Raw genomic sequence first — 12,625 nt, forward strand, 5'->3', positions numbered from 1 at the left:
TCGATTCTTAAACTTAAAATTACCTGCAAACTTAGATAAAGCATGAATTGGATTCAATATAGATTGGCAAATAAGCTCAGAAGTATATTGCCAATGATCCTGTTTATTACAATAACAAACGTTTCATTTGCCCAAAATGAACTTGAAATTATTGTACTTTCAAAAGATGCTTCATCCATTCTGAAAAACAACAAATTTTTTGTTCAAAATGTCGAAGACAAAAGAAAAATAAAAGGTTCCGGTTTTGGAAAGTTGATCGTTTTTGGGAGAGAAAAGCCTGTTTCCCTGAGTAATACGATGGAAAAAGAACTTCTGTCTTATTGGTCATATTCTGCCCCGAAACGAAATGACGACTTTTTGCCTCTCTACATTTCCGTTAAAGATTTTCAAATTAATGAGAAACGTGCCGGACCCAATAAAGTGACGGGAGACATCAAACTGGAAGTCACTTTCAGGTATTATCGCAATATGGTGCCCGTTGAATTGACAAATTACCAGACTTCCGCGGTTTATACCCGCCCGGAAAAGGACTTTGATTATCCCAAACTTGTTAAACAATTACTGGATCCTGCTCTCATACATTTTCAGAAATGGATGGTTTTGAATAGCGGAAAAAATCCGGCGCTGGCGAAAAATCTGAAACTGGTTTTTAATGAAATAACATCCACAGACAAATCAGATACAGTTTTTTATAGCATTCGTCGCCCTTTGGTATGGAGCGATTTTCAGGGACAGAAAAACAGGCCGGGCAGCCGTTACGCAGCGGCTGTTTTTACCAGTTTTTCTTATGAAGGTCACTCCTATGCAAAGGATAATGACATTGTTTTACAGCTTGATTTAAAAACTTTCATGGTTAAAAGTATGTCCTGGGGACTAGCAGAAGCTAAAAATGCCGGAACGCTGCGTCACGAGCAACTCCATTTTGACATAACCAGAATTGTAGTTGAGCGTTTCAAAAAACGACTGGAAACGGCGGAACTTACCATTGAAGATTTTGACAGCGAAATTCAATATCAATTCCTGGAAGCTTTCCGTGAAATGAACACGGAACAGGAAGCCTATGACAATGCGACAGGTCACGGATTAAATGCCGGAGAACAAGCCGCGTGGGATAGAAAAATTTCGAAGGAAATCCTGGAAATTTATTCAAGGCAATAGAATTGCGCCTTTCGTTAGAAGATCATGAGTTTGATACTTTCCTTGCGCAATTAAATCCAGCCAGCGCTGTTGTGTTTTCTTTTTCACTTCTCCGCTCAACAGAAAAATTGTGTTTTGATTTGCCTGGATTGTTTCAAATTTGGGATATTTGGGAGAAGAAATAAGGGCGTAATCCAAAGCCGCCAGGGTAGGAATGTAAGTTCCTCTGTAAATTAATTTCCCTCGCCAGGAAAACAATTCACCCGTATCCAGATGTCGTGTTAACAAGTTTTTAGTCTGGTTAACTACCGTATTATTTAGAAAAATAATCTCCGTAACTCCTTCACTTACAGCATAATTTTTGATGTAAAATTTGTAAGCATTTGTATCTGTTTCAAATGCTTTATCAGAAGAAATATACATTTTATTACCTTTTTTAAAACTCATCACGGCATGTTTTGGTACAGCATGTATCATTCCTTTGGGACTCATATAGGTCTGGATGCCCATGGAAGACGAATAAAGTATGAACATAAAAATCATTAAAAATCCATATTTCAGCTTTCCGAATTCTTGAGATTCATAGGCCAGCCAAACTATAAATAATGAAGCGTACAATATCAAAACCTCTACTTTGTCCAAATATAAATTCTCAATCAAATAGCCTGGTAAGGCTTTTGGAACCGCTACGGAAAAGTTCGTCAAAAGAGATAGAAAATCTACTAGCTTACCAACCAACAAATGAAGAGCGGGAAATGGCGCCAGACAGATTAATAGCAGGAATAAAGCGGCAGGTAACAGTCCATTTGTAAAAGTTATGACGAAGGGATTTACCAGCCAGAAATAAAATGGAAACTGATGGAAATAATACAAACTCAGCGGAAAGGTAGCCAGCTGAGCCGCAAAAGAAAGTGCTGTTATTTGCCAAATATATTTTGCTGGTTGGCTGGTCGGCGACCAGATCGCTGCAATGGGTTTATAAAGCAGAAATATCCCCGCCATAGCCAGATAGGAAAGTTGAAAACCAACATCAAATAAGGCTTGCGGATCAATTAAAAGGATGATAAAAGCAGATAGCGCCAGTGTATTCATCCCGTTATTCTTTTTACCAAAAACTTCGGCCAGCACGAAAACGATGCACATTAATGTAGCACGCAAAACGGAAGGCGCAAGACCCGTTACCAAAGCGTAAAAACACATCAACGAAATCACCGTTGCGAGATAGAAATATTTCCCACCTTTTAGCTTTTTGAGCCAGCCCAGCAAAAACGTTAAGACCCAGAATATAATGGCAACATGCATTCCGGAAACAGACAGAATATGAACGGTCCCGGAAGTTGTATAATCGTCAATCTGATCTGAACGCAGATCGTCACGACGTCCCAGAAGCATTGCTTTTACTAAGCCATACGAATTTTCATCTTTCAAATTTGTCCTGAATTGCAGATCCGCCCATTCTGAAATTTGTATGGCCCAAAGTTTTATGTTTCCGTATGTTTTCTGATTTCTAACGAGCTGATATGAACCTTCCGGCAGGTAATCCGTCCATACAATTCCTTTGTTCCACAAATATCGTTTGTAGTCAAATTCTTCGGGATTCATCGGCGGATTGGGCTGTTCGAGGTTGCCTTTGACAATCAAAATATCATGAGCAGTAGGAATAAGTGAAGCATCAAGTGGGATACTTAAAAGTGCCTTCACATCTACTCTAACCCATTTTTTGGAGATATGAATACGGCTAATCAAAACTTCAACCCTTAAAGACTTAACCCGTTTTTCGGGCAAAGAAGTGACTACGGCTTCGTAAAATTCATATTTGTTTTCAGCCAGTTTTTGAATATTTTTATTCAGGTCAACATGGCGTAAATCAATACATAACGGACCGGAAATTAAGAGAAAAAGCAGACAGCTTATCCCAAAATTAGAATATTTTCTTTTTTGATAAAACCAAAAAGCAACGGCCATAATCAATACGATTACAGCCGTTGCTAAATAGGAAAATGAATTTACATTAAAGAAATTCAAGAAGATGAAGAAATCTCCTATCAAAATTCCGAGAACAAAAACCAGTACAAAACTTACAAAAGGAACACGTGGCAGCATACTGCACTGTCATTTAATTACGATCCTCTTTGTGACGGTTTCTTTGTCGGTGGTCACTTTTAAATAGTATAATCCGGTTTGAAATTTATTAATATCAACCGTAACTTTTCGGCTCCAGACATCTATAAAACTCTGGTTCTGAATAGAATTACCCAGCTGATCATAAAGCGTAACAGAAAAATTCTGAAATTCGGCAAAACGGACATTTGCATTCACTTCTGAAATTGCCGGATTTGGAAAAACGTCAACGAGCAGATTATCTGAGGGATCAAGACGACCAATTTTAGCTGATTCCACCAGCTTAATCCTTCGGGGACTAAGTGCCAAAACAGCTTTCATTCGCGCTAACTGATCCGAAGTAAAAATATTCATGCAAGAATCCGGAGAGTAATCCATATAATTCTCAATCATATTCCGGGTTCTGAAACCAGAGCAGTTTGAATATTTATCAGTACAAACAGTCGTCTGGTTGGATCCTTCCGCAGGCGGCGTATCATTGCAAAAATCGTTACCACAATTAGCATCGCCCCACGTATGAATCAAACCCAGCCAGTGGCCGATTTCATGGGTTGTTGTCCTTCCGAGATTGTAAATCTTACTGGTATTTGTGCTTCCGTTTCTTCCAAAATAACGGAAGTCAATAATGACACCATCGGTCTTTTCGTACAACTCATTTTTAGTAGTCAAACCATCAACACCTGTCACGGACGGAAATTGAGATATACCTAAATAACTATCAATGAACCTGCAAGTCCAGATATTCAGGTATTTATCAGACGGCCAATATACAATACTGGCAAGCAGATCGTCGTCTGATAACGGATTAAATAGGCTTCGTTCCGTATATTGGGTTCTGGTAATTCCGGTTGTGCTTTTCCCATTATCATCATATTCAGCCAAATAAAATTCAATACCCGTATCTGCACCAACAGGATCGGCATTAAAACCTTTTGTACCTGACTTTCGGCGATAATCTTCGTTAAGAACGGCAATCTGACTTCGAATCTGATCATCCGATATATTCGGATTATTTTCTCCGCCGATCTTACCAACTGCACCGTCGTATACAACATGGACTACTACCGGAATCCGTATAATTTCACCGGTCGCGGCGGTACGAAGCTGCGACCGGTTATTGTATAAATATTCCTGTATCGCCTCTTCCGTTTTGATTTGAGACTGCTGATAATCAGGATTTTTTTTAGCTCTGATAACATCCCGCTCATGCGTTAAACAGCGGATCAACATCGTATCGGCTACTTGCCCTTGGACATGCATAGAATTCAATAATCCTATGATTCCTAAACCGATAAGAAGTTTTATTTTAGCTTTCAGCTTTTTCATACGCAGCCAGAATGTCTTTAACCAAACGGTGGCGCACAACATCAGACCCGTCCAATTCAACGAAACTGATTCCTTTTATACCTTTCAAAAGCGTCAGAGAATCTATCAAGCCGGATTTCAGATTCTTTGGAAGGTCAATCTGAGATTTATCACCGGTAATAATGGCTTTTGAACTTGGCCCCATACGTGTCAGAAACATTTTCATTTGCATAGGCGTAGTATTCTGCGCTTCATCCAGCAAAATAAAAGCATTGTTCAGCGTCCGGCCTCTCATGTAAGCTAGCGGCGCAATTTCAATCGTGCGGTTTTCAAGATATAATTTCAACTTTTCCGGGGCGATCATATCGTCCAGCGCGTCGTAAATTGGTCTTAAATAAGGATCTATTTTTTCTTTCAAATCGCCCGGTAAAAAACCCAGATTCTCCCCCGCTTCAACCGCCGGACGCGTTATGATGATTTTCTTAACCTCTTTGTTTTTCAATGCGCGCACCGCTATCGCTACCGCAGTGTAAGTTTTCCCCGTTCCTGCCGGTCCTACTGCATATACAAGGTCAAATTTTGCAGCTGCCTCAACCAGCAATTTCTGATTTGCCGTTTTCGCTTTGACAACGAGCCCTTTGTTCCCATAAACCAGTACGTCCGCATCATCCTCTGCATTGTGAACGGCTGGCCTTGAAATGCCGTTTAAATAAACTTTAACGTTTTCATTGGTAACTTTTCCGTACTTCTGGTAATGAGCGACCAGCGATTCAACTATATCAGTGATACGCATGATTTCAGGCGCAGTACCCTGGATACGAATTTCATTTCCGCGGGAAATAATTTTGCTTTTTGGAAAAGCAGCGGATACTTCTTTAATATTCGAATTGTGAATGCCCAAAAAATCGACCATAGAGACGTCTTCGAGCGTGATGATTTTTTCTAGCAAATGAATGATCGTTTTAGCGTGATTTAAATTCTCATAAAATTTAGTAATAATAACCAACAAATTTCCGATAATGATGCATAATTAAAAATTTCATGCCTCATTTTAACATCGTTAAATAAATATATTTTGATCAACTATTTCAGTATCAGCCATACAGGTCCAGTTTGGAATTAATAAAAAAAATAGTTGTTGGCAGTTCCTTTTCTCACAGCTGCCTTATGATTAATTTTGTGTTACATGGAAAATGACAAGGCACCAAATCAATACACCAAGACAGGTAATAAAACAGGTTCTTCCAACGGAAGGTCTGTAAATACACGCACCCAAAGTTTTGACCAGAATTATGGCAAACTTCCACCTCAGGCTACTGATCTTGAAGAGGCCGTTCTTGGTGCTTTAATGATCGAAAAGGATGCATTAACTGCCGTGGTGGATATTCTCCGACCGGAAAGTTTTTACAAAGATTCGCATCAGCGTATCTACAAAGCAATATTAACACTATTCGCTGATTCTGAGCCTATTGACATGCTGACCGTAATTTCCAAATTGCGGAGTACTGGTGAAGTTGAAATCATTGGAGGAGCTTCTTACATCATTGGACTTACCTCCAAAGTTAACTCAGCGGCCAATATTGAGTATCACGCGCGGATTATCACGCAGGCGTCAATCAGGCGGGAATTAATTACAATTTCTTCCGAGATTCAAAAGGAAGCGTTTGAAGATACAACCGACGTTTTTAAACTGCTTGATAAGACAGAACAGGCTCTTTTCCAGATTTCAGAATCCAATATCAAGAAAAACTATTCGGATATGGGTACTCTGATGCGCCAGGCTTTGGAAGAACTTGATCAGAAGAAAAATAACAAAGACGGACTAACAGGTGTTCCTTCCGGATTTTCTGCGCTGGACAGGATTACTTCCGGATGGCAAAAAACAGAATTGGTTATTCTTGCGGCTCGTCCCGGTATGGGAAAAACGGCATTTGTCGTTTCCTCACTTCGTAATGCTGCGGTAGATTTCAACATGGCAGTAGCGATTTTCTCTCTTGAAATGTCCTCGGTTCAGTTGGTGAATCGTCTTATATCAGCAGAGGCTGAAATTGACAGTGAAAAAATCCGGAAAGGAAGCCTTGCGCCCCATGAGTGGGAACAACTTCACCACCGGATCCACAGACTTACCAATGCTCCTATTTATATCGACGATACTCCTGCCCTATCCATTCTGGAATTACGTGCAAAATGCCGCCGTTTGAAAGCGCAGCATGATATCCAGATGATCGTGATTGACTACTTGCAGCTGATGACCGGCGATACGGGTGGAAAAGGAGCCGGTAACCGTGAACAGGAAATTGCTATGATTTCACGTTCGTTAAAAAACCTTGCAAAGGAACTTGACGTACCAGTAATCGCACTATCGCAGCTAAGTCGTGCCGTGGAAACACGTGGTGGAGAAAAAAGACCTCAGCTTTCAGATTTAAGGGAATCCGGATCTATCGAGCAGGATGCCGATATGGTTATTTTCCTTTATCGCCCTGAATATTATGGAATTACAGAAGATGAAACAGGCAATTCAGTAGCGGGAGTTGGTGAGGTGATTATTGCCAAAAACCGGGCTGGATCTCTGGAAACCGTTCAGCTTAGATTTATTGGTAAGTATACCAAATTCGCCGATCTGGATGCCCAGTTTGCACCTGCACCTTTTTCAGTTGACCGTCCGATAACAAACTCAAACCCGATTTCTTCTTTTGAAAGCCAGGGAAGAAATAACCCGGCGCCAAACAATCCCGCTACCGGCGGAACGCTTCGAAGCCGGGCAAATGATTTAAGCAATTTCGATTACAAAGGTCCGGATAGCGAACCTCCGTTTTGATATAATTTATCGAAAACGCATAGTGATATTTACAAGAAAAATCGCCGGAGAAAAGTTTCTCCGGCGATTTTCTTTTTATTGGTATAATACAACATATTTGGTTTAAACCCCGGTTTTCAGCAGCTCTGATATAGAAATAATTCTATTCCGCTCTTATGAATTTATCTGTCTTTTCTAAGCAAAAGCGCTACGTTCTCTACATGATGTGTATTCGGGAACATGTCTACGGGCTGCACTTTCGTCACTTCATAATCCTCCGACATCAATGCCAGATCTCTTGCCTGCGTAGCCGTATTACAGCTCACATAAACTACTTTATCCGGCGCAGCTTTCAAGATTGTCTCAATTACCGGCACATCCATTCCGGCGCGTGGAGGATCCGTAATGATCACATCCGGTCTTCCGTGTTTTGTCAAAAAGGATTCGTTCATAATCCAGCGCATATCACCGGCAAAAAATTCGGTGTTCGTAATACCATTTAAAGCAGAATTAATTCTAGCATCCTTAACGGCCGCCTCGACATATTCGACACCAACAACTTTTTGCGCTTGTCTGGCAACAAAATTAGCTATCGTACCTGTACCGGTATACAAATCATACACGGATTCATTTCCAGTCAATCCTGCATATTCCCGGGTGACTTTGAAAAGATTATAGGCCTGTTCGGAATTTGTCTGATAAAATGATTTGGGACCAACCAAAAACGTAAGATCTTCCATCGTTTCCCGAATCGTTCTTTCTCCCGAAAAATTAATTACTTCCTGATCCTGATACGAATCATTTCCTTTCAGGTTGACGATATAGTTCAGCGAAGTAATTTCAGGATGCGTATCCTTCATGTAATTCATGACAAGATCAATCGCCTCATCATTCTGTTCACCAAACTGAACGATTACCATAACATCGCCAGTATTTGCCGTTCTGACCACTAGATTCCGTAGCGTTCCGACATTGTATTTCACATCGTAATATGGAATACCCTGAGCTTCTCCAAACGCATGAAGCGAATTCCGCAACGCATTGGATGGATCCTGCTGCAAATGACATTTTTCTACAGTAAAAATTTTGTCAAAACGTTTTGGTACGTGAAAGCCCAAAGCATTTTTTGAAAATTTTTCTCCTGTATCCAGATACTCCTTAGTTACCCAGCGATAATTTGAAAACGTAAATTCCAGTTTATTCCGGTAAAAAGTAGTCTTCGGCCCGGCTAAAATCGGGTTGATTTCAACATCTTTAATTTTACCAATACGTTGAAAATGATCAACCACTTGCTGTCTTTTAAAGCCAATCTGGTGCTCGTAAGCAATATGCTGCCATTTACACCCACCGCAAACACCGAAATGCTGGCAATATGGCTCCGTCCTCAACTTAGAAAAAGAATGTACTTTTGTTACAATCGCTTCCTTTAATTTCTTTTTCGTCCGCACCACTTCCAGGTCCACAATATCACCTGGCGCCACATCACCTTCAATAAAAATTACACCGTCTTCCGATTTAAATATACACTTGCCTTCTGCCGCGAAATCAGTAATTTCAACGTATTCATACCTGGTACCCTTTGACATTTTTTCCTTTTTAATTTCTAAATTTTATTATTATCGCCTAATATCTACTGAAGCGTTTGCTATGAAAAACCGATTGATTTTATCCTTCGTACTTCTGTTATGCATTCTCGAAGCAAGAGCGACGCACATTGTGGGCGGACAACTCTTCATCACTGAAAACAAAAACAGTTCCTACAATTACAAGATCGGGCTCACCATGTACTTCGATGCACTCAATGGAAATCCGGGCGCAGAAGACGATGTTGTCTACATTTACGTGTTCCGAAAAAGAGATAATGCATCTATGGGTTACGTTTCAGCCCCAAAAATAGAACGAAAAAACGTCACCTACGCAAATCCACTGTGCGGAATATCTTCGACCGAGACAATTATGATCACATATGCCAGTGATGTATTGCTGGAATCTGCCATTTTTAACGATCCTGGCGGGTATTATATGGTTTGGGACAGATGTTGCAGAAACGGGGCAATCACCAATATAAAATCACCGGGAAACGCTGGCAGTTTGTTTTATCTGGAATTTCCACCCATCGTCAAAAACAATACTTCTTTCAAAAATTCTTCTCCGGTTTTCCCGGAAATTGTGGGTGATTATGCTTGCGTAAACTCTCCTTTCTTTTTCAATTTTGGCGGAACGGATGCCGACGGAGACAGCTTGGCATACCGATTGATTACTCCGTTGCAGGGATATTCTACCAAAGACCGGCCCAGCGTTCAGGCGATTGGTTCATCCAGCTATCCTACTTTAACCTGGATTGACGGGATTACAAACGCCAATATTATCCCTGGTCCTAAGCCCTTAACTGTCGACACAAAAACCGGTATGCTGTCTGTGACCGCAGCAAACCTGGGACTTTATGTTTTTGCTGTTCAGGTTGACGAATTCAGGAATGGAGTTAAAATAGGAACTTTGACCCGGGATTTCCAGCTGAAAGTTGTTGACTGCCCTAAAATGAGTCCGCCTAAAATACTATTCAAACCAAAAGGAAGCAGCACATTTTATAACAGCAATCAGATTATTACCCTAAAAGACGGCGATCCGAATTGTTTTGAAATTATGATTACTGATCCAACAATTAATGATTTGATCAAAATTCAGGGTCATGCGATTAATCAGACCAACGACTACTTTTCACTTTTCCCACTCGAATACCAAACCACCATTGCCAACGATACCATGCGTGTTCAGGTTTGTCTGGATGAATGTTTTGTTACCTACGACAACCGGCCGATTCGTATCGAATTAATTGCGCAGGATCAAAGCTGTCCGATTCCCTTGATGGATACCCTGGTTATTTACATCCGGCGTCCGATTAGCGAAAACAATCCACCGGTTGTAACAACTTCATTGCAAACGGATTATGTTCATGTTGTAGCGGGAAGCCCTGTCAGTTTTACGGTTTTCGGGAAAGATTCGGATACGGATAGTCTCAGCCTTTCCGGGGCAGGAGAAAATTTTACATTGTCTTCAAAATCTATGATTTTCAAAACAACAAGCGGCAAAACTTCCGTCCAATCCGGTTTTAGCTGGATTCCTCCCTGCAATGCCGTTGAAGGAGATACGGTGAAAGTCAATTTTACGGCAGAAGATCTTCGATGCACAGGCAGCGGCCTAAGCTCCTCAAAAACCATTTATTTTATTATTGACCAATCCCCCAATCATCCGCCCGCTATTACAACTTCACTTGTACAGTCGGATGTCAGCTACACCTTGGGAGCAACAGGAGGAATTACTTTTCAGGTCAAAGCCATCGATCCGGATACCAATACAATTTCTCTCAGTGCATCCGGAAGAGGTTTTCAATTGAACTCTGTGGGAATATCATTTGAAAATAAAACCGGGACGAAGCAGTTAATTTCTGATTTTTCCTGGTTTCCCGACTGCTCCCTCATGAGCGAAGATAGCAGTGGATCTTTTACGATTGATTTTATCGCCAGAGACAAGAGTTGTACTGCTTCCCTTGACACAATCTCGGTTACCATTTCGATAAACGATTTGGAAACAAAATCTGAAATTGATTTACCAAATGTGATTACGCCAAACGGTGACGGGAAAAATGATTGCCTGGTTTTACAGGAACTTCCAACAGGCAGCTGCAACGATCAGTTTAAAGATGTGACGATTTTTAACCGCTGGGGAAAACAGATTTATTATTCCAAAGACAAAACAAAAGACTGGTGCCCGAATGAAATTTCCGGAGGCTATTATTATTACGTCATCAAATACTCAAAAAGTACTTACAAGGGCGGCTTGACCATTTTGAAATAATGTATTTTTATTGATTATCATTTTTCAAAGAATGATTTTTTTAAAGAATGCTCAAATAAATTTTTTCTCAAAACCTATACTTTAATTCTTCATTTTACCAACAAACTCAACAAAATGAATTCACCACAATTATCATTTCTTCTGGCCAGACTTTCTGTCGGCATGAGCATGTTTGGTCATGGACTGGCCCGACTTCCCAAGCTTCAGGTTTTCAGCAACGGCATGGTTAGTCAATTTGAAAAATCAATATTGCCTTCAATTATTGTAACTCCATTCAGTTATATTCTTCCAATTGCCGAATTACTTATTGGCATATTTCTGCTGATCGGACTTTTCACCAGGCAAACATTGGTGGCAGGTTCTGTGGTTATGATCGCCCTTATTTTTGGAAGTTCGATGATTGAGGAATGGGGCGCCATACCTTCTCAATTGATTCATGCTGCTTTTTTCACTATCCTGCTATCCTTTGAAAAGTCATATAACACCTTTGCCGTTGATTCTGTATTAGAGCGTAACAGGCAGGCTGCCATTTTATAACTATCTTACTAATGATATTTATTGAAAGTCATTTAAGTATAATACTTTTAAAATATTTTGTACCCATTTAAAGTACTATACATTAAATACTAATTATTTCTACTTGTATATTTGAAATACTCAACATCTTATATTTTACTATCATATGTTGAGTATTTTAAATATTATACTTTTAATACTAATAGTATGTTAAAAAAATACTAATTTATTATTAAGTAGATACGTAACCTACAAATTATCAACGATTTAATAAATAATAACCAAAGACTTCCCGGAATTAAAATCACTTTCTCCTTCCAATTTCTCACCTTAAATGTTTAATTGATATTTTCAATAAAAAAGTTTTTATTTCAACAATGTTTTTTACCTTTGTACTGTAATAATAAAAATTACAGTATGAGTAACGGAAAATTCGCCATATCTGTCCATATATTAACATTGCTTGCAAGCGAGCCGGGAGAATATTGTTCGTCCGAATATCTTTCGGGCAGCATTAATATTAATCCTGTCCTGGTTCGGAAGGAATTGGTAAATCTCCGTAATCATGGATTAGTTATAAGTAAGGAAGGAAAATCCGGTGGCAGCACATTGGCTAAACCAGCAGAATTGATTGCCATGTCGGACATTTATGAAGCCGTTCGGGAAAAGCAGTTCTTGGGGAAAAGTATCAACGACCCGAACCCTGCCTGCACCATTGGAAGGCAAATCAACGAACACCTGGACAACCTGTATCTTGAATCAGAACGGGCGTTAATGAAGAGCCTGGAAAATATGACACTGGCCGGATTTCTTCAAAAATTCAGTTAATTTTTTTGAACTAAACTGTAACAATTTTTATTTCAGTAATATTCTTTTCAATTTAAAATTCCATAA

The 12,625-nt window shown here is 39.8% G+C and carries 9 protein-coding genes; 5 read left to right on the forward strand and 4 right to left on the reverse strand.

The genetic code is table 11. The features are described from left to right. Nucleotides 1-42 precede the first annotated feature (42 nt). Nucleotides 43-1,158 (forward strand): hypothetical protein, encoded by a 1,116-nt coding sequence (locus FZF08_RS04610; RefSeq protein WP_159467470.1) that lies wholly within the window; start codon nucleotides 43-45, stop codon nucleotides 1,156-1,158. Here FZF08_RS04610 and FZF08_RS04615 read toward each other — a convergent pair. Genes FZF08_RS04615 through FZF08_RS04625 form a run of 3 tightly spaced genes read right to left on the reverse strand, consistent with a single transcriptional unit; the run spans nucleotide 1,147 to nucleotide 5,512 of the window. Then, a complete protein-coding gene (locus FZF08_RS04615) occupies nucleotides 1,147-3,240 on the reverse strand; it encodes a ComEC/Rec2 family competence protein (RefSeq protein ID WP_159467471.1) in 2,094 nt (697 codons plus the stop codon). The genes FZF08_RS04610 and FZF08_RS04615 overlap by 12 nt on opposite strands. Before the next feature lie 9 nt (nucleotides 3,241-3,249). Beyond that, nucleotides 3,250-4,584 carry a M43 family zinc metalloprotease gene (locus FZF08_RS04620; RefSeq protein WP_159467472.1) on the reverse strand — a complete coding sequence of 445 codons (1,335 nt, stop codon included), beginning with the start codon at nucleotides 4,582-4,584 and terminating at the stop codon, nucleotides 3,250-3,252. Beyond that, the gene (locus tag FZF08_RS04625) at nucleotides 4,565-5,512 is read right to left on the reverse strand and encodes a PhoH family protein (protein WP_159467473.1); all 948 of its coding nucleotides are present in this window, start codon (nucleotides 5,510-5,512) and stop codon (nucleotides 4,565-4,567) included. Before FZF08_RS04625 ends, FZF08_RS04620 begins: the two co-directional genes overlap by 20 nt. A gap of 237 nt (nucleotides 5,513-5,749) precedes the next feature. Here FZF08_RS04625 and dnaB point away from each other — a divergent pair, with 237 nt between their 5' ends. Further along, nucleotides 5,750-7,381, forward strand: a complete 1,632-nt coding sequence (dnaB, locus tag FZF08_RS04630; protein ID WP_159467474.1) for a replicative DNA helicase — start codon at nucleotides 5,750-5,752, stop codon at nucleotides 7,379-7,381. Between the two features lie 161 nt (nucleotides 7,382-7,542). Here dnaB and rlmD read toward each other — a convergent pair whose 3' ends face one another. After that, a complete protein-coding gene (gene rlmD / locus FZF08_RS04635; RefSeq protein WP_159467475.1) occupies nucleotides 7,543-8,946 on the reverse strand; it encodes a 23S rRNA (uracil(1939)-C(5))-methyltransferase RlmD in 1,404 nt (467 codons plus the stop codon). Between the two features lie 61 nt (nucleotides 8,947-9,007). Between rlmD and FZF08_RS04640 the strand changes: the two genes are divergently transcribed. The 3 genes from FZF08_RS04640 to FZF08_RS04650 all read left to right on the forward strand — a co-directional run bounded on the left by FZF08_RS04640 (nucleotide 9,008) and on the right by FZF08_RS04650 (nucleotide 12,559). Next, on the forward strand, nucleotides 9,008-11,215 hold the full coding sequence (locus FZF08_RS04640) for a gliding motility-associated C-terminal domain-containing protein (RefSeq protein WP_159467476.1): 2,208 nt from the start codon (nucleotides 9,008-9,010) through the stop codon (nucleotides 11,213-11,215). A 114-nt stretch (nucleotides 11,216-11,329) separates the two neighbouring features. Then, nucleotides 11,330-11,752 carry a DoxX family protein gene (locus tag FZF08_RS04645; protein ID WP_159467477.1) on the forward strand — a complete coding sequence of 141 codons (423 nt, stop codon included), beginning with the start codon at nucleotides 11,330-11,332 and terminating at the stop codon, nucleotides 11,750-11,752. Nucleotides 11,753-12,148: 396 nt separating this feature from the next. After that, on the forward strand, nucleotides 12,149-12,559 hold the full coding sequence (locus FZF08_RS04650; protein ID WP_159467478.1) for an Rrf2 family transcriptional regulator: 411 nt from the start codon (nucleotides 12,149-12,151) through the stop codon (nucleotides 12,557-12,559). Nucleotides 12,560-12,625 lie beyond the last annotated feature (66 nt).

Source organism: Dyadobacter sp. 3J3 (assembly GCF_009801115.1).
GTDB lineage: Bacteria > Bacteroidota > Bacteroidia > Cytophagales > Spirosomataceae > Dyadobacter.

What these genes read in the sequence shown, in the direction of transcription:
- FZF08_RS04610 (WP_159467470.1), top strand. Translation starts at nt 43, where the DNA reads ATGAATTGGATTCAATATAGATTGGCAAATAAGCTCAGAAGTATATTG.
- FZF08_RS04615 (WP_159467471.1), bottom strand. Translation starts at nt 3,240, where the DNA reads ATGCTGCCACGTGTTCCTTTTGTAAGTTTTGTACTGGTTTTTGTTCTC.
- FZF08_RS04620 (WP_159467472.1), bottom strand. Translation starts at nt 4,584, where the DNA reads ATGAAAAAGCTGAAAGCTAAAATAAAACTTCTTATCGGTTTAGGAATC.
- dnaB (WP_159467474.1), top strand. Translation starts at nt 5,750, where the DNA reads ATGGAAAATGACAAGGCACCAAATCAATACACCAAGACAGGTAATAAA.
- rlmD (WP_159467475.1), bottom strand. Translation starts at nt 8,946, where the DNA reads ATGTCAAAGGGTACCAGGTATGAATACGTTGAAATTACTGATTTCGCG.
- FZF08_RS04640 (WP_159467476.1), top strand. Translation starts at nt 9,008, where the DNA reads ATGAAAAACCGATTGATTTTATCCTTCGTACTTCTGTTATGCATTCTC.
- FZF08_RS04645 (WP_159467477.1), top strand. Translation starts at nt 11,330, where the DNA reads ATGAATTCACCACAATTATCATTTCTTCTGGCCAGACTTTCTGTCGGC.
- FZF08_RS04650 (WP_159467478.1), top strand. Translation starts at nt 12,149, where the DNA reads ATGAGTAACGGAAAATTCGCCATATCTGTCCATATATTAACATTGCTT.